General features: G+C 69.0%; 16 protein-coding genes. 12 read left to right on the top strand and 4 right to left on the bottom strand.

Going from position 1 to position 22,181, the window contains the following annotated elements:
- Positions 1-43: 43 nt before the first annotated feature.
- Positions 44-820 carry a deoxyribonuclease IV gene (locus IJ15_RS0122345; protein ID WP_031940560.1) on the bottom strand — a complete coding sequence of 259 codons (777 nt, stop codon included), beginning with the start codon at positions 818-820 and terminating at the stop codon, positions 44-46.
- Between the two features lie 115 nt (positions 821-935).
- Between IJ15_RS0122345 and IJ15_RS0122340 the strand changes: the two genes are divergently transcribed.
- The 8 genes from IJ15_RS0122340 to IJ15_RS0122305 all read left to right on the top strand — a co-directional run bounded on the left by IJ15_RS0122340 (position 936) and on the right by IJ15_RS0122305 (position 13,392).
- Positions 936-1,697: an SDR family NAD(P)-dependent oxidoreductase gene (locus IJ15_RS0122340; RefSeq protein WP_031940559.1), complete on the top strand. Its 762-nt coding sequence runs from the start codon at positions 936-938 to the stop codon at positions 1,695-1,697.
- Between the two features lie 90 nt (positions 1,698-1,787).
- Positions 1,788-4,166: an arylsulfatase gene (locus IJ15_RS0122335; protein ID WP_031940558.1), complete on the top strand. Its 2,379-nt coding sequence runs from the start codon at positions 1,788-1,790 to the stop codon at positions 4,164-4,166.
- 72 nt (positions 4,167-4,238) lie between these two features.
- On the top strand, positions 4,239-5,006 hold the full coding sequence (locus IJ15_RS0122330) for an ABC transporter ATP-binding protein (protein WP_031940557.1): 768 nt from the start codon (positions 4,239-4,241) through the stop codon (positions 5,004-5,006).
- A gap of 4 nt (positions 5,007-5,010) precedes the next feature.
- On the top strand, positions 5,011-7,536 hold the full coding sequence (locus IJ15_RS0122325; protein ID WP_031940556.1) for an ABC transporter permease: 2,526 nt from the start codon (positions 5,011-5,013) through the stop codon (positions 7,534-7,536).
- Positions 7,537-7,596: 60 nt separating this feature from the next.
- On the top strand, positions 7,597-8,040 hold the full coding sequence (locus IJ15_RS0122320; RefSeq protein ID WP_031940555.1) for a hypothetical protein: 444 nt from the start codon (positions 7,597-7,599) through the stop codon (positions 8,038-8,040).
- A 125-nt stretch (positions 8,041-8,165) separates the two neighbouring features.
- Positions 8,166-9,341: an acyl-CoA dehydrogenase family protein gene (locus IJ15_RS0122315; RefSeq protein ID WP_031940554.1), complete on the top strand. Its 1,176-nt coding sequence runs from the start codon at positions 8,166-8,168 to the stop codon at positions 9,339-9,341.
- An 8-nt stretch (positions 9,342-9,349) separates the two neighbouring features.
- Positions 9,350-10,483 (top strand): acyl-CoA dehydrogenase family protein, encoded by a 1,134-nt coding sequence (locus tag IJ15_RS0122310; protein WP_031940553.1) that lies wholly within the window; start codon positions 9,350-9,352, stop codon positions 10,481-10,483.
- A gap of 32 nt (positions 10,484-10,515) precedes the next feature.
- Positions 10,516-13,392: an ATP-binding protein gene (locus IJ15_RS0122305; protein WP_031940552.1), complete on the top strand. Its 2,877-nt coding sequence runs from the start codon at positions 10,516-10,518 to the stop codon at positions 13,390-13,392.
- Positions 13,393-13,524: 132 nt separating this feature from the next.
- Here the strand turns inward: IJ15_RS0122305 and IJ15_RS0122300 are convergent, their stop codons facing one another.
- Positions 13,525-14,460, bottom strand: coding sequence for a hydroxymethylglutaryl-CoA lyase (locus tag IJ15_RS0122300; RefSeq protein ID WP_031940551.1), 936 nt, complete (start codon positions 14,458-14,460; stop codon positions 13,525-13,527).
- A complete protein-coding gene (locus tag IJ15_RS0122295; RefSeq protein ID WP_031940550.1) occupies positions 14,460-15,704 on the bottom strand; it encodes a CaiB/BaiF CoA transferase family protein in 1,245 nt (414 codons plus the stop codon). Before IJ15_RS0122295 ends, IJ15_RS0122300 begins: the two co-directional genes overlap by 1 nt.
- Positions 15,705-15,848: 144 nt before the next feature.
- Between IJ15_RS0122295 and IJ15_RS0122290 the strand changes: the two genes are divergently transcribed.
- From IJ15_RS0122290 to IJ15_RS0122275, 4 genes are all read left to right on the top strand, one after another.
- On the top strand, positions 15,849-16,712 hold the full coding sequence (locus IJ15_RS0122290) for an SDR family NAD(P)-dependent oxidoreductase (protein WP_051919495.1): 864 nt from the start codon (positions 15,849-15,851) through the stop codon (positions 16,710-16,712).
- A 61-nt stretch (positions 16,713-16,773) separates the two neighbouring features.
- Complete coding sequence (locus tag IJ15_RS0122285) at positions 16,774-17,952, top strand: hypothetical protein (RefSeq protein WP_031940548.1); 1,179 nt, start codon at positions 16,774-16,776, stop codon at positions 17,950-17,952.
- A gap of 76 nt (positions 17,953-18,028) precedes the next feature.
- Positions 18,029-19,675 (top strand): NERD domain-containing protein, encoded by a 1,647-nt coding sequence (locus IJ15_RS0122280; protein WP_031940547.1) that lies wholly within the window; start codon positions 18,029-18,031, stop codon positions 19,673-19,675.
- 42 nt (positions 19,676-19,717) lie between these two features.
- Complete coding sequence (locus IJ15_RS0122275; RefSeq protein ID WP_031940546.1) at positions 19,718-21,175, top strand: alpha-L-fucosidase; 1,458 nt, start codon at positions 19,718-19,720, stop codon at positions 21,173-21,175.
- Between the two features lie 79 nt (positions 21,176-21,254).
- Here the strand turns inward: IJ15_RS0122275 and pdxS are convergent, their stop codons facing one another.
- Positions 21,255-22,166, bottom strand: coding sequence for a pyridoxal 5'-phosphate synthase lyase subunit PdxS (pdxS, locus tag IJ15_RS0122270; protein ID WP_051919490.1), 912 nt, complete (start codon positions 22,164-22,166; stop codon positions 21,255-21,257).
- Between the last annotated feature and the right edge of the window lie 15 nt (positions 22,167-22,181).

The following is a 22,181-nucleotide window of genomic DNA, read 5'->3' as shown; positions in this document are numbered from 1 at the left end:
CGCGGCGTCGTGTCCGATTCGGTATGTGTGATGTAGGACGCGTTCAGTCGCCGGCGAGAGCGTCGCGGAGGTAGGCCAGATCGTCGGCGACACCGTCGGCGGGGGTCTCGAGGATGACGGGGGCACCGGCCGCGGACACGACGGCGGTCAGCATCGCGGGGTCGATCAGGCCGGTGGTGAGGTTCGCGTGTCGATCGCGCGCCGAGTCGAACTCGTCGCGCGAGTTGTTCAGGTGGACCAGGTCGATGCGTCCGGTGATCGCCCGGACCCGTTCGACGATGCCTAGCAGTTCCTCGCCGCCCGCCCACGCGTGACAGGTGTCGAGGCAGAAGCCGGCATCGAACTCGCCGACGGCGTCCCACAGGCGTCCGATCGCGTCGAGGTGCCGGGCCATGGCGAAGTCGCCGCCGGCGGTGTTCTCGATGAGGATCGGGACCGGGAAGCCGCCCTTGTCCTGCTGGCGTTGGAACAGCTTGCGCCAGTTCTCGATGCCTGCGGCCGGATCCTCGCCGTCGCGGACGTGTCCGCCGTGGACGACGAGTCCGACGGCGCCGATGTCGGCGGCCGCGGCGGCCTGGTCGGCGACGGCCTTGCGGGACGGCATCCGGAGCCGGTTGTTGAGGCTCGCGACGTTGATGACGTACGACGAGTGGACGACGACGTCGATCGGACTCGCGAGGATCTGTTCGGTCTGCGGGTGCGGTTCGGGTTTGTCCCACTTCTGGGGGTCGGTGAGGAACAACTGGACGATGTCCGCGCCGAGACGCTCGCCGGCCCCGATGGGGTCGGCATCCTGCCGGACATGGGCTCCGATCCGCATGACGTCGAGCGTAGCGGCGGAGTGGTCCCGGTCATCGAGAAACGCCCGGCGTCGGCGGCCGACACCTGGTTACGTGTCGGTCAGCACACCGACAGATGCGGGAGATTGAGACCACATGGGCAAGTTGGACGGAAAGGTCGCGCTCATCACGGGCGCCGGCCAGGGCGTCGGTCAGGGAATTGCATTCGCACTCGCCAAGGAGGGCGCGCGGATCGCGGTTTCCGGCCGGACGGAGTCGAAGCTGATCGAAACCTGCGAGGCGATCGCGGCGTTCGGCGGCGTCGCCGAACCGGTCGTCGCGGACGTGTCGAGCGCGGACGACATCACGCGTGCGGTGGACACGACGGCCGCACTCTTCGGCGGTGTCGACATCCTGATCAACAACGCGAGCCTCAACCCGTTGGGGCCGATCAACGATCTCGAGGCGGACTTCCTCGAGCGTGCGTACACGTCGGGTCCGATTGCGGCGCTTCGCACGATGCAGGCCTGCTACCCGCTCATGAAGGAGCGTGGCGGCGGCGCGATCGTCAACATGGTCTCGTCGGTCGCAGTGCGCTGGGATGCCAGTTCGTACGGCGGCTACGCGTCGGTGAAGGAGGCCGTCCGGTCACTCACCCGTGCTGCGGCGTGCGAGTGGGGTGTGGACAATATTCGCGTCAATGCTGTTGCACCGCACGCGATGTCGCCGGGTCTGCAGCGGTGGGCCGATGCGCGCCCGGAGGAGGCTGCCGCATTCGTCGCGAGCATCCCGATGCGGCGGATCGGTGACGCCGAGACCGACATCGGCAATGCAGTCGCGTTCCTGGTCGGCCCCGATGCGGCGTACCTGACCGGTGCCACGATTCCGCTGGACGGCGGCCAGGCCCGCTGGGCGTGAGCGTAACTCGGACGTAGTCCGACGATCCGGCCCGCCGGCCTCCCGGTGCGTGTGATGATGAGACTCTCACCGCATCGGGAGGACCCGGCTATGGCTGAGGAATTCAAGGAATTCACGGGTAAGGCTTTCTCGGGCAAGGTCTCGGTCGACATCCGGGACTCGACCCCGGACTGGGCGCCGTTCGCGGAACCTCGTGCGCCCGAAGGGGCGCCGAATGTCCTGTACGTCGTGTGGGACGACACCGGCATCGGCACGTGGGACATGTACGGCGGTCTGGTCGAAATGCCCAACCTGAAACGGATCGCCGACCGCGGTCTGCTGCTCAGCCAGTTCCACACGACGGCGCTGTGCTCGCCGACCCGGGCGTCGCTGCTGACCGGTCGCAACGCGACGTCGGTGGGGATGGCCACCGTCGAGGAGTTCACCGACGGGTTCACCAATTCGAGCGGTCGCATTCCGGCGGACTGCGCATTGTTGCCCGAGGTCCTGGGTGAGCGTGGCTGGAACACCTACGCGGTGGGCAAGTGGCACCTGACGCCGCTCGAGGAAGCGAATCTCGCGGCGACCAAAAGGAACTGGCCCCTGGCGCGGGGGTTCGAGCGGTTCTACGGGTTCCTCGGCGGCGAGGCCGACCAGTGGTACCCGAACCTGGTCTACGACAACCATCCGGTCGAGCCTCCGTACGGGCCGGAGGACGGGTATCACCTGTCGAAGGATTTGGCGGACAAGTCGATCGAGTTCATCCGCGACTCCAAGGTGATCGCCCCCGACAAGCCGTGGTTCATGTATCTGTGTCCGGGTTGTGGGCATGCGCCGCACCAGGTTCCGCAGGAGTGGGCGGACCGCTACCGTGGGCGGTTCGACATGGGCTACGAGCGGTACCGGGAGATCGTCCTCGAGAATCAGAAGCGGCTCGGCCTGATTCCGGCGGACACCGAACTGTCCCCGATGAACCCGTACGCCGGCGAGGTCAGTGCGGAGGGTCTGCCGTGGCCGGAGCAGGACACGGTGCGGCCCTGGGAGTCGCTCGACGACGACGAGAAGCGGCTGTTCTGCCGGATGGCGGAGGTGTTCGCCGGGTTCCAGAGCTACACCGACGCCCAACTCGGCCGGTTGCTGGACTATCTGGAGGAATCGGGTCAGCTCGACAACACCATGATCGTGTTGCTGTCGGACAACGGGGCCAGTGGTGAGGGCGGACCCAACGGATCGGTCAACGAGTACAAGTTCTTCAACGGGTACATCGACAAGGTCGAGGACGGGTTGGCGAAGATCGACCAGTTGGGCAGCCCGGAGACCTACAACCACTACTGCCTCGGCTGGGCGATGGCGTTCAACACCCCGTACAAGCTGTTCAAGCGGTATGCCTCGCACGAGGGTGGGATCGCGGACCCGTGCCTGATCTCGTGGCCGGACGGCATCGCGGCCCGTGGCGAGATCCGCGACCACTACGTCAACGTCTGCGACATCACGCCGACCGTCTACGAGTGCCTGGGCATCGATCCACCGCTCCTGGTCGGTGGCGTCCCGCAGCGGCCGCTCGAGGGCACCAGCTTCCGGCCGATCCTCGCCGACCCCGATGCGGCAACCGGGAAGCTGACACAGTTCTATTCGATGCTCGGGACCCGCGGGATCTGGCACGACGGCTGGTTCGCGAACACCGTCCACCCCGCCGCGCCGTCGAACTGGTCGCACTTCGACGACGACCGGTGGGAGTTGTTCCACATCGCGCGCGATCGCAGCCAGGTCCACGACCTGGCTGCCGCGCGGCCGGACAAGCTCGACGAGATGCGGGCTCTGTGGTTCGCGGAGGCGGAGAAGTACGGCGGGCTGCCGCTCAACGACCTCGACATCGTGTCCGCGTTCCTGCGGTACCGGCCGTATCTCACCGGCGCTCGCGACTCGTTCGTCTACTACCCGGACGCCGCGGAGGTGGGTCCGGGTGCGGCCCTCGAGATGCGGGGCCGGTCGTTCTCGGTGCTCGCGGAGACAGTCGTCGAATCGGCGGACGACGTGGAGGGCGTCCTGTTCGCGCACGGCGGCCGTCTCGGCGGGCACACATTGTTCGTGCAGGACGGGTTCCTGAAGTACGTCTACAACTTCCTGGGCGAGGAGGAGCAGGTCGTGGTGTCCACGGAACCGGTGACACCCGGCGACCATGTCCTCGGGGTCCGGTTCGTGAGGACCGGCGCGGCCGACGACCAGTTCACGCCGGTCGGGGACACGACGCTGTATATCGACGACCGTGCGGTGGGCTCTTTCGCCGGGATGCGGGTGCAGCCGGCGATGTTCTCCGGGGTCGGTGAGGGCATTCGCGTCGGGCGCGATCCCGGGCAGTCCGTCTCGGTGCTCTACTCGGCACCGTTCCGGTTCCGCGGTGGCACCATCGCCAAGGTGGTGGCCGACGTCTCCGGCGAGCCGTACCTCGATCTCGAGCGGGAGATAGCCCGCGCGTTCTCCCACGACTGACCCGTCATCCGCAGGTCGGGGTACAAGATCAGGGATGTCCCCGATGGTGTTCTGTCGGGCCCGCGGGTGAGGATGGTGGGCATGCCAACCGAAACCGAGTTGCCCACCGAAACCACAGTCGCCGCTCGCGCAGTCAACCTGACGAAGGTCTACGGGTCGGGGGACACCCAGGTCCACGCCCTCGCGGGCGTGTCCGCGGAGTTCGAGCGGGGGGAGTTCACCGCCATCATGGGGCCGTCGGGCTCCGGTAAGTCGACGCTCATGCACTGCCTGGCCGGCCTCGATGCGGCGTCGTCGGGTTCGGTGTTGATCGGCGCCACCGATCTGACGACCCTCTCCGACAAGCAGATGACCCAGCTGCGTCGTGACCGGATCGGCTTCGTGTTCCAGGCATTCAACCTGGTGCCGACCCTCACCGCCCTCGAGAACATCACGTTGCCGCTCGACATCGCCGGCCGGAAGGCCGATCAGCAGTGGCTCGACACCGTGATCGATCGGCTCGGGCTGCGGGACCGGCTCGACCACCGGCCCGGTGAACTGTCCGGCGGCCAGCAGCAGCGAGTGGCGTGCGCGCGGGCACTGGCCGGGCAGCCGGAGATCATCTTCGGCGACGAGCCGACCGGCAACCTGGATTCGAGCTCGTCCGGCGAGGTGCTGTCGATCCTGCGGGCCGCGGTCGACGAGTTCGGTCAGACTGTCGTGATCGTCACGCACGACCCGCGTGCCGCGAGCTTCGCGGACCGCGTCGTCTTCCTGGCGGACGGTCGGATCGTCGACGAGTTGCGCGAGCCCACCGCCGAGTCGGTGCTGGACCGCATGAAGAACCTCGAGACGGTCTGACGTCATGGCAGTGACCAATTCCCCGATGCGCAAGGTGTCGTTGCGCAATCTGGCCGCCCACAAGGTGCGGCTCGCTCTGACCGTGTTGTCGGTGGTGCTCGGCACGGCCTTCGTGGCCGGTTCGTTCGTGTTCACCGACACCCTGCAGAAGACGTTCGACAGCATCTTCGACGGCACCGCGCAGGGCGTCGACGTCCGTGTCAGCCCCGAGGAGCGGGGGTCGAGCGGAGTCCCGATCGCCGACGTGGACACGATCCGCGCGGTCGACGGCGTCCGGACCGTCGCGCCGGCCGTGGACGGTCAGATCGTGGTTCTGAACTCGGCGGGCAAGCCCATGCAGAACGGCGGCGCGCCGAGCATGGGCATGTCCTACCTGCCGCCGGACCAGACTCTCGGTGAGCCGACGGAGTTCGTCGCAGGCACGCCGCCGGAGCAGCCCGGTCAGATCGCGCTCAACCAGAGCGCCGCGACCCGCGCCGGCCTGGACGTCGGCTCGCCGACGCGAGTGCTGACGATGCGCGGCTGGAACGACGTCACGGTCTCGGGGATTTACGCCCCCGAGACCGACACCGGCGGGTACGTGGGCGCGCTGTTCACGGACGCGCAGGCCCGTGAGCTGTTCACCGACGGCAGCCACGTCGGCTACATCGATGTCGCCGGTACCGGCGCGTCGCAGGACGAGTTGCGGGATCGGATCGCCGCGGCCCTGCCCGACACCAAGGTGCAGACCGGTGCCGAGGTCAAGCAGGAGGTCAAGGACGGGATCGGCGAGGCGCTGAGCTTCGTCAACTACTTCCTGCTGGCGTTCGGTGCGATCGCGCTGCTGGTGGGCACCTTCATCATCTACAACACGTTCTCGATGATCGTCGCGCAGCGCCTGAAGGAGTTGGCACTGCTGCGCGCGATCGGTGCCAGCCGCAAGCAGGTGGGACGGTCGGTGGTGTTCGAGGCACTCATCGTCGGCGTGATCGGCAGTGCGTTGGGCATCGCCGCCGGCATCGGTCTCGCCTACGGTCTGCGGGCCCTGCTCAACGCTTTCGATCTCGGCCTGCCCGACGGCCCGCTGCAGGTGGCGCCGCGCACTATCATCGTGGCCCTCGTGCTCGGTGTGATCGTCACGGTCGTCAGCGCGTACGCGCCGGCGCGCCGGGCCGCCAAGGTTCCGCCGGTCGCGGCGATGCGTGAGGAGTTCGCCTCCACGGGCGACACCTTGCGGGTGCGCACGCTGATCGGTGCGATCGCGGCCGTGCTGGGTGTACTCGCCCTGGTCGTCGGCGCACAATCCACCGGCGGGGGCGCTGCGGCGATCGTCGGACTCGGCGCGCTGGCGCTCGTACTCGCGGTCCTGCTCGCGGCTCCGGCGCTGTCGCGTCCGGTGGTCGGAGGCCTCGGTGCGGTGTTCGCCAAGCCGTTCGGTCCGGTCGGGCGTCTGGCCCGAACCAACGCCGTCCGCAATCCGCGCCGCACCGCGGCGACGGCCTTCGCACTGACCCTCGGATTGATGCTCGTGTCGGTGATCGGGGTGTTCGGTGCGTCCGCCAAGGCGAGCGTGAACTCCCTCGTCGACAAGGGCGTGGAAGCCGACTTCGTGCTCACCGGCCCGCAGGGGATCGGGGTGCCGGCGGGTGCCGCCGGCGCCGCGGCAAGGGTCGACGGTGTCACCGACGCGATCTCCCTGCACGGCGTCGCTGCCAAGTTGGACGACGAGGACGTGTTCGGCACCGCGCTCAGCGGGTCGCCGGAAGGCGTGCTCTCCTACACGATGAAGGAGGGGTCCTCGTCGGTGTCCGGCACCGACATGCTCGTCAGTGAGAGCGAGGCGTCCGATCGTGGCTGGGCGGTGGACACCCCGGTGACGCTCACCGACCGTGACGGTGAGCAGGTCGTCGCGACCGTCACCGGCATCTACGAGGACAACCAGTTGCTGGGCCCGTGGCTGGTCTCGGATCAGGTGTACCAGGAGATGACGGCGCCGAACATGCGCACCGAGTGGGCGGTGCTGATCAAGGCCGCGCCCGGCGCCGATCCGACGACGATGGCCACCGACCTCGCCGCCGCGACCGATCCGTTCGTCGTGGTGCAGGTGCAGGACCGCGAACAGTTCAAGGGCACGCAGGGGCAGCAGATCGATGCGCTGCTCGCGGTGTTGTACGGCCTGCTCGCGCTCGCGGTCGTCATCGCGATCCTCGGCATCGTGAACACCCTCGCACTGTCGGTGGTGGAGCGTCGCCGGGAGATCGGCATGCTGCGCGCGGTCGGCATGCAGCGGGCGCAGGTCCGTCGCACCATCTATCTGGAGTCGGTGCTGATCGCGGTGTTCGGTGCGCTGGTCGGGGTGATCCTCGGTGTGGTGTTCGGCTGGGGCTTCGTCCGGACGCTCGCCGACCAGGGCCTGGACCAGATCTCGGTGCCGTGGGGGCAGGTGCTGGGCATGCTGCTGGGCTCCGCTGTAGTGGGTGTCCTGGCCGCGTTGTGGCCCGCCAACCGGGCGGCGCGGACGAGGCCGCTCGAGGCCATCGCCGACATGTAGTCGCGGCGAAACCAGGGACGGTACCTTCGCCGGCTTCGGCCGCGAAGGTACCGTCTTCGCGTGAGCAACCTGCAGGACATCGGTGATCGTGACGGCTGGCGCTGTTGGCTGTGCGACGAACCGGTCGACCCGGACATGTCGGTCAACGATCCGCGGGGGCCGAGCGTCGACGGCATCAGCACCGCGAAGAAGAGCAAGGGCAAGTCGGTGCAGGAGCGTCTGGCGCACCGGGCCTGCAACACGAAGAAGGGCGCGATCAAGCCGGTCGTCGCGTGGCCGGACGAGTTGTTCGTGGTGGACCCGGCGCCGATCATCGGTGTCGTCGAACAGTTGAGCCGCAAGGGCGGCCGGGTCGCCGTGGCGCGGTGCCCCGGCGAGGCGGATGCGCGGGCGGCCGGCGAGTGGCTCCTCGACCGTCTCTCGCGGCTTGCGCCGGACCTGGATCTGACCACCCGCATCGACTCCGGCGGCGGAGGGTATCTGCTGGTCCTCGAGAGCCGCTGAGCCCGACCGGTCCCGTCCGATCCGCCCGGCCGACGCGCCGCCAAAGACTCCTGTCGGCGCACGCCAGGAGGGTAACGTTCGCAACGAGGACAGGTCCGGGTTCGTGCGTGCGGAGGTAACCATCGATGAATCTGGCGCTGACACCGGAGGAACGCGCGTTTCGCGACGAGATGCGCACGTTCTTCCGGAGTGAAGTTCCCGCGGACATCCGTGAGCGGGTGGCATCGGGCGCGACGCTCGGTCGCGACGACGTGGTCCGGACGCAACGCATCCTGAACGCGGCCGGCCTCGCGGTACCGCACTGGCCCGCCCGGTGGGGCGGCCGGGACTGGAGTGCGGTGCAGCGGCACATCTGGCTCGACGAGATGCAGTTGGCGGCGGTCCCGGAACCTCTGGCGTTCAACGCCAACATGGTCGGTCCGGTGATCGCCACGTTCGGTTCGGACGAACAGAAGGCGCGGTTCCTGCCGGCGACCGCCAACCTCGACATCTGGTGGTGCCAGGGTTTCTCGGAGCCGGGATCGGGGTCCGACCTGGCATCGCTGCAGACCCGGGCCGTCCGCGACGGCGGCGACTACGTGATCAACGGGCAGAAGACGTGGACCACGCTGGCCCAGTACGCGGACTGGATCTTCTGCCTCGTGCGCACCGATCCGGACGCTCCGAAGAAACAGGCGGGGATCTCGTTCATCCTGGTGGACCTGACGTCCCCGGGTGTGACGGTGCGCCCGATCCGCCTGATCGACGGCAGCTACGAGGTCAACGAGGTCTTCTTCGACGACGTCCGGGTGCCGGCCGAGAACCTGGTGGGGGAGGAGAATGCCGGCTGGAGCTACGCGAAGTTCCTCCTCGGCAACGAACGCACCGGGGTCACCGGCGTCGGTCGTACCAAGATCAAGCTGGCGCGCGCGAAGGAGCATGCGGCGCGCACGGCGCTCGGTGCGGGCACGTTGCTCGACGACCCGCTGTTCGCGGCCCGCGTCGCGGAACTCGAGAACGAACTACTCGCACTCGAACTCACGCAGCTGCGTGTGGTCGCGGGTTCGGCGCACGGCAAGCCGGACCCGGCGTCGTCGTTGTTGAAGCTGCGTGGATCCGAATTGCAGCAGGCCGCAACCGAACTCCTCGTCGACGTCGCCGGACCGGACTCCCTGCCGTTCGATGCCGGTGACGACATCGAGAGTCCCCTGTGGGCGCAGCGGGCCGCACCGGCGTACCTGAACTACCGCAAGGTGTCGATCTACAGCGGATCGAGCGAGGTGCAGCGCACCATCATCGCGTCGTCGATCCTCGGATTGTGAGGTGTGGCATGGACTTCGAACTCGACGACGAACAGAAGTTGCTGCGCGACACGACGCGGGAACTCCTCGCCCGCAGCTACGACCCGGAGACACTCACGGCGGTCAAGGCGACGCCCCGTGGGTGGAGCGAGGATGTGTGGCGCAGGCTCGCCGAGACCGGACTGCTCGGACTCGGGTTCTCCGAGGAGGACGGCGGCTCGGATGCCGGCCCGGTCGAGGTCGGACTGGTGATGACCGAACTGGGCCGACGGCTCGCGCCGGAACCACTGCTCGATGCGATTCTGGTACCCGGATCACTGCTCGTCGATCTCGGCTCGGAGGAGCAGCGGCGGAAGATCCTGCCCAGTGTCCTCGCCGGCGCGGTGCTGCTCGCGTTCGCGCACGCCGAATCCGGGAGTCGGTGGCCGACGATGGAGGTGGGTACCAGTGCTGTGCGGCAGGGTGATTCGTGGAACCTGACCGGTATCAAGAATCCGGTACCGCACGGGGACTGCGCCGACACCGTCGTCGTGTCCGCGGCACTGCCGGACGGTGGTGTCGGTCTGTTCCTGGTGCACGCGGATGCACCCGGTGTCGTCCGGCGGCGGTACGGGACCCACGACGGATTGCGTGCCGCGCAGATCGAGTTCAGGGACGCCCCTGCCGAGCCGTTGGGTGACGGCGGCGATGCCGTCGTCGCGATCCGCGCGGCGCAGGTCCGCGGGCAGGCCGCGCTGTGCGCCGAGGCGGTGGGTGCGATGGAGGAGACGCTGCGGCTGACCACCGAGTACCTGCGGACCCGTAAACAGTTCGGTGTGCCGCTGGCGAGTTTCCAGGCCCTGACTCACCGTGCGGCCGACATGTACGTATCGCTGGAACTTGCCCGCAGCATGAGTCTGTACGCGACGATGTCGCTCGCCGACGGTGTGATCGATCCGGTGGTCGCGTCGCGCGTGAAGCTGCGGATCGGCCGGTCGGCCAGGCACATCGGGCAGGAGGCGATCCAGATGCACGGCGGGATCGGTATGACCGCCGAGTATGCGGTGGGGCACTACGTGTCCCGGCTGACCGCGATCGAACACACCCTCGGCTCGACCGACGATCACCTGCGGGTCCTCGTCGCCGACGTCGCGGGGCACGGCATGGTCGACGTCTCGGGCTGACGGTCTGCCCGGACTGCGTGAAGGAGTGGCCGATGGCGAACGGAGTCGAGTTCGTGGTCCTGGGTCCCGTCGCGGCCGAGCGCGACGGCAGACCCGTGGTGCTCGACGAGCAGCAGCGCGCACTGCTCGCGGCGCTCCTCGTGGCGTTCCCGTATTCCGTCGACATCGAGCGTCTGCGCGCGCAGGTCCGTCACCCGCGTGCGGGGGCAGCGGGTGACGGACAGGTCGGTGCCGGGGACACCGATCCGCTCGAGCAGGCGTTGGACGGTCTGCGCAGCAGGCTCGACGGTGACCGGGCGGGGCCCGGCGACAGCGTCCTGGTGCGCGAGGGCACGCGGTATCAGTTGGCGGTCGATCGTGACGCCGTGGATTCGGCACGCTTCGTCGACCGTGTCCGTCAGGGCGACGCATTGCAGGCCAGTTCACCGGACGCGTCCGCGCACGCCTACCGGGAGAGCCTCCGCGAGTGGCGCGGCATCGCGTATGCGGGGATCCCGTCGTCGGCGTTCACCGAGACCGTGTTCATCGAGACCGAGGTGGCACAGCTGACGGCGTTGCGGTACCACGCGCGGATGTCTTATGCGACGGCACAACTCGACGGTGAGGCCCCGGCGTCTGCGGTGGTCGAGGCCGAGGCGTTGGTGGCCGATCATCCGCTCGACGAACGGGCGTGGGAACTGCTGGTGCTGGGGTTGTGTCGTGCCGGTCAGTTGCCTCACGCGCTCGCGGCGATCCGCCGTTGTCGGGCCATCGTCGACGATCGCCTCGGTACCGAGATCAGCGCGGGGTTGCGGCGCCTCGAGACCGCGATCATGACGAAGGACAGTGTGTATCTGGAGTCGGCGCGGGTGTCACCGCCACCGCGGAAGTCGGGGTCGAATCTCGTCGTGCCGCGGACCCGGCTGATCGATCGTGAGCGGGACGTCTCGGCGGTCATGCAGTTGCTCGACGAGCGGCGGCTGGTCACCCTGGTCGGCACCAGTGGCGTCGGCAAGACCCGTCTGGCCATCGAGGTGTGCCGGCGGCGCGACGATCCGGACGGGCCGTGGGTCGTCGATCTGACGAAGGTGACCGACGGTGCGTTGATCCCGTCGACGATCGCGACCCTGCTGTCGTTGCCGGGCGTGGGATCGGCGACCCATCTGGCGGAGGTGCTGGCGGCTCGCTCATGTGTACTCGTCCTCGACAACTGCGAACACGTCGCCGACTACGCGGCCGATGTCGCACGGGCGATCGTCGCGAGGTGCTCGAAGATCCACGTGATCGTCACGGGCACCGCGTCACTGGGGATCGAGGGTGAGGCCGTGTACGCGGTCGAGCCGTTGCCGGTGGACGGCGCCGCGATCGAGCTGTTCGTCGAGCGGGCACGCGGTATCACCGCCGGTTGGGAGTTGGATTCGAAGAACACGGCGGCCGTGCACACGATCTGCCGTGTGATCGACGGACTCCCTCTGGGAATCGAACTCGCTGCGGCGCAGCTGCATTGGATGCGTGAGGACCAGATCGCGGCGGGCCTGGTGGGCCGGTACGCGCTGCAGCACGGAGGCTCCACCGAGGACGCGGTTGCTCGTGGTCGGCTGTGGGACATGATCGACTGGGCGAACCGGCTCATGTCGGACGGGGAGGCCCGCCTTCTGCGTCGGGTCGCGGTGTTCGCCGGGTCGTTCGATCTGGATGGTGCTACGGCGATGTGCATGCTGGGCAGCCCCGCGGAGGTGTCCGGTGTGCTGACCGCCCTCGTTCGCCGCTGGCTGGTGCGTGTCGTTCCCGGCAGTTCGCCCACCCGCTACCGGATGCTCGCGACGGTGCGCCGGTTCGCGCGGGAGCAGACCGACGATGCGGAGTCGATCGCGGTCCACGCCGCGCACCGGGCCTTCGTCCTCGCCCGCGTCGAGTCCGTCGCGGGTGCGCTGCGCAGTGCCCGCGCGGGACAGGCGATGAGCATGCTCGCGCAGGACCAGGCGGAGCATCGGGCCGCACTGCAGTCGGCCTTCGCAGTGGACGACGCGCACTACGCGCTCGAGTTGGCCGGCGGTCTCGCCTGGTACTGGTACCGCGTCGGCAACGTCGGGGAGGGGCTGCAGTTTCTCCGCACCGCACTGGATCTGGTGGCGGGGGACTGGCGCCCACCGGAGCCTCGCGTGATGGCGCGCGCACTGGACGGACTCGCCTCGCTCACCTATCTGACCGGTGATGCCGCGACCGCGGAGGACTCGGTGCGGCGGGGCGCGCAGTTGTGGTCCTCGATCGGTGAGACGGGCGAGGTGGCACGGGACGACGCCTGGCGGGCGCATTTCGTGGCGATGCAGGGCCGGCCCGAGGAAGCCGTCGAACTGGCCCGCCACTCGGTGCAGCTGGCGGCCGACCACGATGCCGGGTGGGCCGAGGCCGAGGCCCGGATGGTGTTCGGCATGTTGCTGCGTTCGGTGGGGGAGGTCGAGGCGGCACGTGTCGAACTCCGGGAAGCGATTCGGGTTGCGGAGCGGTGCGGCCACCGATGGGCTGTGACGTCGTCGACGTGGGCGCTGATGAAGGCCGATGCGGATGCCGGCGATGTCGAAGGCGCGTTGGCGACGATGCGGGTGCTGCGGGCAGACCTCCGGGAGGAGGGCGATGTGACGTCGTGGCTCGTCATGATCCACTCCACGGCGGCGGTGCTGGCCGCAGCGGGGCGTCCCACCGACGGTGCGGTGCTGTTGGGGGCGGTCGACGCCCTCGGCGCGCAGGCCGGTTTCCTGCCGGGGTGGATCGACGCCGTGGACGGGCCGATCGAGGCAGCCGTCGTCCACGATGCCCTGGACGACGAGGAGTACGAGCAGTACGCGGCCGTCGGCTCACACCTCACCCGCGAGGAGGTCAACCGATTGGTGGGCGAACTCGTCGAGGGGCCGGTGTCGGAATCCCGTTAGAGCCAGGGTGGCATCCTGCCCCCCGGTGATGATCCAGTACAGGGCCACATCGATCGCCTCCCCGAGCAGGCCGTGAGGGAATCTGGATGGGCCCAGCGTCGGGCTGCCGCAACACCGGCGAGTGGGACGACGTCAGCCGGCCGGCCGCACCCACTCGAATGCTCTTGCCTCGGAGCGTGTTCCCTCCGCGGTGCGGGAGCGGTTGGGTTCGCCCAGTTCCGTGAGCATCGGTGCGGCGATGTCCACGAGCCCGGTGAGGGTGCTCGGGGTGAGCCATTCGGGGCGGGTCGCGAAGGCGATGTCCTCGGTGGAGGTGTTGCCGCTCGCGCCGGGCGCGAAGGGGCAGCCGCCGAGTCCGCCGAGCGAGCCGTCGACGACGGATGCCCCGGCACCTATCGCGGCGAGGGTGTTCGCGACTCCGAGCCCCCACGTGTCGTGACCGTGGAAGACGATGCGGCGCTGCGGCGATTCGGCCTTCACCCGCCCGACCAGCGCGGCCACCTGCGCGGGCACGGCCTGGCCGAGGGTGTCGGCGAGGACGATGTCGTCGGCGCCCTCCCCGCGCGGGTCGTTCGCGATCGCCAGCACGCGCTCGACGGGAACCTCGCCCTCGAACGGGCACGTGAACGACGTCGCGATGCACAACTGGATGCGCCCGCCGACCTCGCGGGTCAACTCGATCGCCGTGGGCATCGCGGCGAGGCTGTCGTCCGTCGACCGCCCGATGTTGGCGCGGTTGTGCGACTCCGACGCCGAGAAGCAGTACTGGAAGTTGCGGGCACCGGCCGCCGCGGCCTTCTCCACGTGCCGGGGCGTGGCCACCCACACCCAGCAGCGGCCGAGTTCCTCCGGCGTCAGTTCGCCGATCACCTCGAGGGTGTTCGCCATCGGCGGCACCAGATCGGGCCGCGCCATCGAGCCGATCTCGAGTTCGGGAACGCCGAGGGCCAGCAGCCCCCGCGCGATCTCCAGTTTGCGTTCGGTGGGCAGCACCTTGCCGGTCAGCTGCAGTCCGTCGCGGAGTGTGACGTCACGCAGGATCGACTGCGGTGCAAAGGAGTAGCTCATCAGGCCTCCGTCTCGGCGACGATCCGGTCGATCTCGGCGTCGGGCAGGCCGAGCACGGTCGCCAGCACCTCGCGGGTGTGTTCGCCGAGATCCGGGCCGACGTGGTCGATGGGCAGCGACTTGTCGCCGATCACCGGCACGATCCCCGGGAAGCCCACCGGCTGAGGCGATTCGGCGCCGGTGTCCACGTCGAACGTCTGGATCATGTTGCGTGCGTTGTACTGCTCATCGTCGACGATGTCGGCGGCGGTGTAGATCGGGCCGGACGGGACGTTCGCGTCGTCGAGGATGCGCAGCGCGTCGTCGCGCGTGTGACGCGACGTCCACGCGCCGATCGCGGCGTCGAGTTCGTCGCGGCGCGCCCACCGTCCGGCGTTGGTCTGCAGGTCCGCGTCCGCCGCGAGGTCGGGGCGTTCGATGGTCTCCATGTAGCGCTGGAAGATCGCGTCACCGTTGCCGGAGATGATGATGCTGGTGCCGTCGCTGCACGGGTACGCGTTGGACGGCGCGATGCCCTCCATCCGGCCGCCGACCCGCTCACGCTTGACCCCGTACGCGAGGTAGTCCGGGACGAGGGACTCCATCATCGACATGATCGACTCGTTGAGCGCGACGTCGATGATCCGCTGCGACAGCGCGAGCGGTTCGCCGACGCGGGACTGCCGCTGGAACAGCGCCATCACGGACCCGAACGCGGCGTAGAGGCCGGCGATGGAGTCCCCGATCGACACACCGACGCGCACCGGCGGACGGTCCGGGTCGCCCACGAGTTCACGGAAACCGCCGAGCGCCTCTGCGACGGCCGCGAATCCGGGACGTTCGGCGAGGGGGCCGGTCTGGCCGAACGCGGAGATCCGGGTGATCACGAGGCCGGGGTTCACCGCGTCCAACTGCGCGGGCCCGATGCCCCACTTCTCCAGCGTGCCGGGCCGGAAGTTCTCGAGCAGGACGTCGCACTTCGCCGCCAGGTCCAGCACCAGTCGGCGGCCCTCGTCGGACCGCAGATCCAGCACGATCGACTTCTTGTTCCGGTTGATCGTGCGGTACAGCATCGACGTGCTGCCCGAATACAGGCGCCAGTTGCGCAGTTCGTCGCCCGTGCGGGGACGCTCGACCTTGATCACCTCGGCGCCGAAGTCGGCCAGCAGTCGGCCGGCGGTGGGGGCGGCGATGTAGTTGCCGAGTTCGAGTACGCGCACGCCATCGAGGGGTCGGTGGGGGCGCGCCGGGATGTCCTGCGTCATGTGTCGATTCAAGCAGTTTCCACGTCGGATTGGTTTTCCCGTCCATCGGGAAGTGACATGCACGGATGCCCACGCTTACGGTGTGCTGAATGAGACGTGGGCCACACCCTCCGTGTGGTCTCCCGACGACGGTTGGAGTTGATAGTGGGTCTGAGTTCGGATCGGATCGTGGTGGTCACGGGCGCGAGCCGTGGTGCAGGAAAGGGCATCGCGCTGGCACTCGCCGAGAGCGGTGCCAAGGTGTACGTCACCGGGCGGACGCAGACCGAGGGTGACGCGCCGCTGCCGGGCACGGTGTTCGCGACGGCCGAGGAGATCACCCACCGCGGCGGCACTGGCGTCCCGGTGGTCCTCGACCACAGCGACGACACGCAGGTCGAGGCGTTCTTCGCTCAGCTGGCCGAGGAGCACGGCCGCCTGGACATCCTCGTCAACAACGCGCTGAACGTGCCGGACGAGCTCACCAAGAAGGGTCCGTTCTGGGAGAAGTCACTCTCGCTGCTCGACGTGCTGGACGTCGGCATGCGGTCGAGCTACGTCTCGAGCTACTACGCCGCGCCGCTGCTCGCCGCCAACGGTGAGGGCCTGGTCGTGAACACGTCGTCGTTCGGTGGCACCTGCTACATGCACGGACCCGCGTACGGCGCCGGCAAGGCCGCAGTCGACAAGATGGCCCACGACATGGCCGTCGACTTCCGGCCGTTCAACGTCGCGGTCGTCTCGCTCTGGATGGGTCTGCTCATGACCGAGCGCACGAAGGCGGGCTTCGATGCGAACCCGGGCGCATACGACGGGCTGGCGGCGACCGCCGAGTCCGCGGAGTTCCCTGGACGCGTCATCGACGCCCTCGCCCGCGATCCTCAGCTGATGAAGCGCAGCGGCCAGGTGCTGGTCGGCGCCGAGGTCGCGGAGGAACTCGGCGTCAAGGACCTCGAGGGGAAGCAGCCGCCGTCGCACCGGCAGTTCCTCGGCAATCCGCCGGTATTCTCAGACGCCGTCATCGAGTGAGCCCGACGGGGCGCCGAATTTCTGGAACAGTGGTGGGCAGACGGCTCCTCGAGGAGGCACCATGCCCGTTCCCGATCGGTTCCCCGGTGTGACCGAACGCCGCGCGCGCATCGACGACCAGGTCCGCAGCTGGTGCGAGCGCGCGCGGCTGGAGGGTAGGCACCCGCCGCTCTCGGACGCCGCGGCGGTGCTGATCGCGGCCGGCCGGCTCGACGGCGCCACCCGGCAGATCGTCGCGGCCCGTCGGCGCGGTGGGCGCGCGCTGCCGTCGATCGGCGGGTTCGGTGAGCTTCGCCTGCTCGCGGACGAGCACGCACGGGTCCTGCGCCGGGCCGGGGCCATGCGTCCCGGTCCGGCGCAGCTCGCCTACCGGTACCGGGCCGCCGAGCTGGGCAAGCGGCTGGACGGCCTGCGGTCGGCGATGACGCTGTCCGGGGCCCACTACGCCGGCGGCGTGCGGGCCATCCGGCGTGAGCGGCGCGACGGCATCCATCTCGATCCCGGGCAGCGTGACGCGCTGTTCGACGCGCTCACCCGCACCCCGGCGCCGCTGCCGGTGCCGCGGCCGCACCTGCACGAGGTGCGCAACGCGGTGCTCGAGGGGACGGCGGCGCGGGTCCTGCGGGTGTCCGACAGCACGCGGGCGCAGGACGCGGGCCGTCGGGCAGCCGAAGCGCTCGAACGCGCGGCGGCGCCGGACGATGACCGGTTCGCGGACCGGTACGACACCCTGCTGTTCCTCGCCGGCACGCTGTACGACCGGATCGAGGGGTCGGCGGCGTGGCACTCGGAGTATTTCTCGATCCAGCGCGCCCAACTCGACCTCGCCGACGAACTGACCCAGATCGCCGTCGACACCGTCGCGCTGCGCGGCATCGTCGGCGAACTCGACGACGCGGCCGCCTCGACGCCCGAGGCTCGCGGGCACGTGGCGTTGCGGCGGGAGGCCCTCGAGCCGGTGTGGGACCAGTTGGTCGACCGGGTTGCCTCGCTCGCCCGGATCGGGGATCTGTTGTCGCAGGCCGAGACCCAGCTGCGCGCGATGGCGTCGATGCGGTGGGCCACCAGCCTCGACACCCGGATCGACGACCTGATCGCGCGTTCGGGCAACCGGGAACTGTCCGCGGCGAACACCCACCAGGTGGGGGACCAGCTGGGCGAGGTCGAGGAACTGCTCGGCACCTTCCGCAGCACCCTGGGTGGCGACATCGCGGCGCTGACTGCGCGTGGGGCGCAGTAGGGTTCGGGCGGTCGGGGAGACCCGGGTCTTCCGGTTGCGATCCCGGTAGCGGGCCACGGCATGCCAAGCTGTCGGCATGCCTTTGCGTATTCCGGACGAACCGGTCCTGCAGAACCCGTCCGAGGAACGGGTGTGGGACGCGTTGCTTGCGCAACTCGGGGACGGCGACCTGGTCGTGGCCGGGAAGCGGGTCACCGATCACCTCAAGGACCACGAGGTGGACTTCCTCGTCGCGACCGAACGGGGGATCGTCTGTCTCGAGGTCAAGGGCGGCGAGATCTGGCACGACGGGACCGACTGGATCCAGCAGCGCCGCCGCGGACCGGCCGTGATCGAGCCCGTGCGGCAGGTGCGGGAATCGTGTTACGCGCTGCGGAGTTTCGTCGAGAGCGACCCGCGGTGGAGCCACGGCCGGGTGCACTGGGACCACATGGTGGTGTTCCCGAACGCGGTGATCCCGCAGGAGTTCGCGCTGCCCGAGTGCCCGCGCTGGAAGGTCGTCGACCGCACGGAACTCGATCAGTTGGCGCAGCGGCTGGGGAAGGTCCTGGTCAAGAACCAGATGGGGCGTCCCGATCTCGGCGGGGACGGGATCGACCAACTCGCGGACGCGCTGTCCGGACGGGGGCTGCCGCAGCGTGACGTCGTGGCGCGGGCGATGGCGAACGAGGACGCCGCCGATGCACTCACCGCGCAGCAGGCCGTCGTCCTCGACGCGATCCGGCTGCTCCGTCGGGTCGAGGTGCGGGGTGGTGCCGGCAGCGGCAAGACCTTCCTCGCGGTGGAACAGGCGCGGCGGCTGGCGAAGTCGGGGCAGCGGGTTGCGCTGATCTGTTATTCGCACGGGCTGGCGTCGTACCTCCAGCGGCTCACCGAGACCTGGCCGCGCAAACACCGACCCGCCTATGTCGGTGAGTTCCATGCGCTCGGCCAACAGTGGGGTGCGCCGGACGGCCCGGACGAGAGCATCCGCACCGCCGACACCGTCCGCTTCTGGGAGCACGACCTGCCCCGCCAGATGGCGGCGCTCGCGGCGGAGCTCCCGCCGGAGCAGCGATTCGACGCGGTCGTCGTCGACGAGGCGCAGGACTTCGCAGATGCCTGGTGGGAACCGTTACTCGCCGCGCTGGGCGACGAGGACGACGGCGGCATCTTCGTCTTCAGCGACGAGGGACAGCGGGTTTTCGACCGGCAGGGCGTGCCGCCGGTCCAGTTGGTGCCGCTGGTGCTCGACCAGAACCTGCGCAACACGAGGCAGATCGCCGGATCGTTCACCTCGCTCGTCGGACAGCGGATGAAGCTGCTCGGCGGCGACGGCCCGGAGGTCCGCTTCGTCCCCTGCACGTCAGGCGACGCTCTCACGGTCGCCGACGACCAGATCGACGCACTGATGGACGAGGGGTGGCGCCCGGAGGACGTGGCGCTGCTGACCACCGGGAGCAGGCATCCCGAACAGGTGTCGCGGCAGCAGCAGGGCAGCGAGGAGTACTGGAAGAGCTTCTGGGACGCTGACCAGGTGTTCTACGGGCACGTTCTCGGGTTCAAGGGTCTGGAGCGCCGCGCCGTCGTGCTGGCAGTGAACGAGACTGTGGTGCAAGAGCGTTCGCGAGAGCGACTGTACGTGGGGCTCTCGCGGGCTCGCGATCAGCTGGTCGTGTGCGGCGACCCCGAACTGATCACGCGCGTCGGGGGTTCCGAACTGGCCCGGCGACTGGGCATCTGACCGCCGCGGGGCACGATCGACCAATTTCGAGGAGAGATGACGATGTTCGAAGCAACTTGGGAATCGGTGTCCGGGCGAGCGCTTCCGGGTTGGTACGACGACGCCAAACTGGGCATCTTCGTGCACTGGGGCCTGTACTCCGTCCCCGCCTGGGCGCCGCAGGTCGACGACATCCAGAAGCTGATGCGTGAGCGCGGACCGCAGGGGATGCTGCGGAACAATCCGTACGCGGAGTGGTACCTCAACTCGATGCGGATCGACGGCAGCCCGACGCAGCGGCACCATCGCGACACCTACGGCGACGGGTACCCGTACGACGGATTCGTCGAGCAGTTCGATCGTGAGTCGTCGTCTGCAGACCTGGACGCACTCGCATCGTTGTGTGCGCAGACCGGTGCCGGCTACGTCGTTCTCACCACCAAGCACCACGACGGGTTCACGCTGTGGCCGTCCGATCTGGCGCACCCGCGGAAGGGCGCCTATCGCGCGAAGCGGGATCTGGTCGGTGATCTGACCGATGCCGTTCGGGCACAGGGTATGCGCATGGGCCTGTACTACTCGGGCGGATACGACTGGCCGTACAACGATGCGCTGATGGACAGCCCGGCGGACCTCGCGCTGGCGGTCCCGCCCGGAGACGACTATCGCGAGTACGCCACCGCGCACGTGCGTGAACTGATCGACCGCTACGGACCCTCGGTGCTGTGGAACGACATCTGCTGGCCCGCCGGCGGAAACCTGGCGGGGCTGTTCGCGTATTACTACAACACCGTCGACGACGGCGTGGTCAACGATCGGTGGGCCGAGCAGGATACGAAGCGGGACAAGCTTTCCGAGTCGCTGCTGCGCGGCGCCGGAGAGCTGGCGCAGCGGGCGTGGCGCTTTCTGCCGGACGACAGGAAGGAACTCGTCTTCCCGACGTCGCCGCACTACGACTTTCGGAGCCCGGAGTACGCCCAGTTCGACACCGCCGTCGCAGAGAAGTGGGAATCGACTCGCGGCGTGGGCCATTCGTTCGCTGCCAACCGGAACGAGCGTCCGGAAGACATCGTCACCGCCACCGAACTGATCCGCTCGTTCGTCGACATCGTCAGCAAGAACGGCAACCTGCTGATCGGAATCGGACCAGCCGCCGACGGAACGGTGCCGGAGGAACAGCAGGCACCGCTGCGAGGGCTGGGCGAGTGGATGGCGGTCAACCGGGACGCGGTGATCGGCAGTCGGCCGTGGACGACCGCGGCCGGTACGACATCGGAGGGCACGCAGGTTCGATACACCCGCCAGGGGACCGATGTCTTCGTGTTCCTGCTGGACCTACCCGGAACCCGGCGTTTCACGCTGCGCGGAGTCGATCTGCGCGGCGTGGGCCGGGTCGAACTGCTCGGTGTCCCCGCCGCACTGGACTTCTCGGCGAGCGACGGTGAGCTCTCTGTCGAACTTCCGCCGCAGGTCCCTGTCTCGGCCACCCACGTGCTGCGATTGTCGGGTGCAGCCGGCTGATCGGCCGGCCGCCCCGAAAGGGAAGGCCCGCGGGCGCCGCGCGTCGGGGGTACGCGGCGCCCGCGAGCCGGTTCTCACATCACCAGCCGCGCTCGGAGAGGCGGTGCGGCTGGGGGAGCTCGTCGACGTTGATGCCGACCATGGCCTCGCCGAGGCCGCGGGAGACCTTCGCGAGGACGTCGGGGTCGTCGTGGAAGGTGGTGGCCTTGACGATCGCGGCGGCCCGCTCGGCGGGGTTGCCGGACTTGAAGATGCCGGAGCCGACGAACACGCCCTCGGCGCCGAGCTGCATCATCATCGCCGCGTCGGCGGGGGTGGCGATGCCGCCGGCGGTGAACAGGGTGACGGGGAGCTTGCCGGCCTTGGCGACCTCGACGACGAGGTCGTAGGGGGCCTGCAGTTCCTTGGCCGCGACGTACAGTTCGTCCTCGGGCAGCGAGGTCAGGCGGCGGATCTCCTGGCGGATCTTGCGCATGTGGGTGGTGGCGTTGGAGACGTCTCCGGTGCCGGCCTCGCCCTTGGAGCGGATCATCGCGGCGCCCTCGTTGATGCGGCGCAGGGCCTCGCCGAGGTTGGTGGCGCCGCACACGAACGGGACGGTGAACGAGAACTTGTCGATGTGGTTCTCGAAGTCGGCGGGGGTGAGGACCTCGGACTCGTCGACGTAGTCGACGCCGAGGGACTGCAGGATCTGGGCCTCGACGAAGTGGCCGATGCGGGCCTTGGCCATGACGGGGATGGAGACGGCCTCGATGATGCTGTCGATCATGTCGGGGTCGGACATGCGCGAGACGCCGCCCTGGGCGCGGATGTCGGCCGGGACCCGCTCGAGGGCCATGACGGCGACGGCGCCGGCGTCCTCGGCGATCTTGGCCTGCTCGGCGGTGACCACGTCCATGATGACGCCGCCCTTGAGCATCTCGGCCATGCCCCGCTTCACGCGTGCAGTGCCGGTAGTGCCGATAGTGGGGGTGGTGTCGGTGTTGCTCACAGCTGATTCTTCCTT

The sequence above is a fragment of the Prescottella defluvii genome, from assembly GCF_000738775.1.
In the GTDB taxonomy this organism is placed as follows: domain Bacteria; phylum Actinomycetota; class Actinomycetes; order Mycobacteriales; family Mycobacteriaceae; genus Prescottella; species Prescottella defluvii.
The sequence above is the reverse complement of the archived record's forward strand: the minus strand, read 5'-3'. Positions and strand labels throughout refer to the sequence as shown.

Bases quoted from the DNA above. Each gene is read 5' to 3' on its own strand.
- IJ15_RS0122325 (WP_031940556.1), top strand. From the start codon at position 5,011: ATGGCAGTGACCAATTCCCCGATGCGCAAGGTGTCGTTGCGCAATCTG.
- IJ15_RS0122305 (WP_031940552.1), top strand. From the start codon at position 10,516: ATGGCGAACGGAGTCGAGTTCGTGGTCCTGGGTCCCGTCGCGGCCGAG.
- IJ15_RS0122280 (WP_031940547.1), top strand. From the start codon at position 18,029: ATGCCTTTGCGTATTCCGGACGAACCGGTCCTGCAGAACCCGTCCGAG.
- IJ15_RS0122340 (WP_031940559.1), top strand. From the start codon at position 936: ATGGGCAAGTTGGACGGAAAGGTCGCGCTCATCACGGGCGCCGGCCAG.
- IJ15_RS0122330 (WP_031940557.1), top strand. From the start codon at position 4,239: ATGGTGGGCATGCCAACCGAAACCGAGTTGCCCACCGAAACCACAGTC.
- IJ15_RS0122285 (WP_031940548.1), top strand. From the start codon at position 16,774: ATGCCCGTTCCCGATCGGTTCCCCGGTGTGACCGAACGCCGCGCGCGC.
- IJ15_RS0122275 (WP_031940546.1), top strand. From the start codon at position 19,718: ATGTTCGAAGCAACTTGGGAATCGGTGTCCGGGCGAGCGCTTCCGGGT.
- IJ15_RS0122335 (WP_031940558.1), top strand. From the start codon at position 1,788: ATGGCTGAGGAATTCAAGGAATTCACGGGTAAGGCTTTCTCGGGCAAG.
- IJ15_RS0122315 (WP_031940554.1), top strand. From the start codon at position 8,166: ATGAATCTGGCGCTGACACCGGAGGAACGCGCGTTTCGCGACGAGATG.
- IJ15_RS0122310 (WP_031940553.1), top strand. From the start codon at position 9,350: ATGGACTTCGAACTCGACGACGAACAGAAGTTGCTGCGCGACACGACG.
- IJ15_RS0122345 (WP_031940560.1), bottom strand. From the start codon at position 820: ATGCGGATCGGAGCCCATGTCCGGCAGGATGCCGACCCCATCGGGGCC.
- IJ15_RS0122295 (WP_031940550.1), bottom strand. From the start codon at position 15,704: ATGACGCAGGACATCCCGGCGCGCCCCCACCGACCCCTCGATGGCGTG.
- IJ15_RS0122300 (WP_031940551.1), bottom strand. From the start codon at position 14,460: ATGAGCTACTCCTTTGCACCGCAGTCGATCCTGCGTGACGTCACACTC.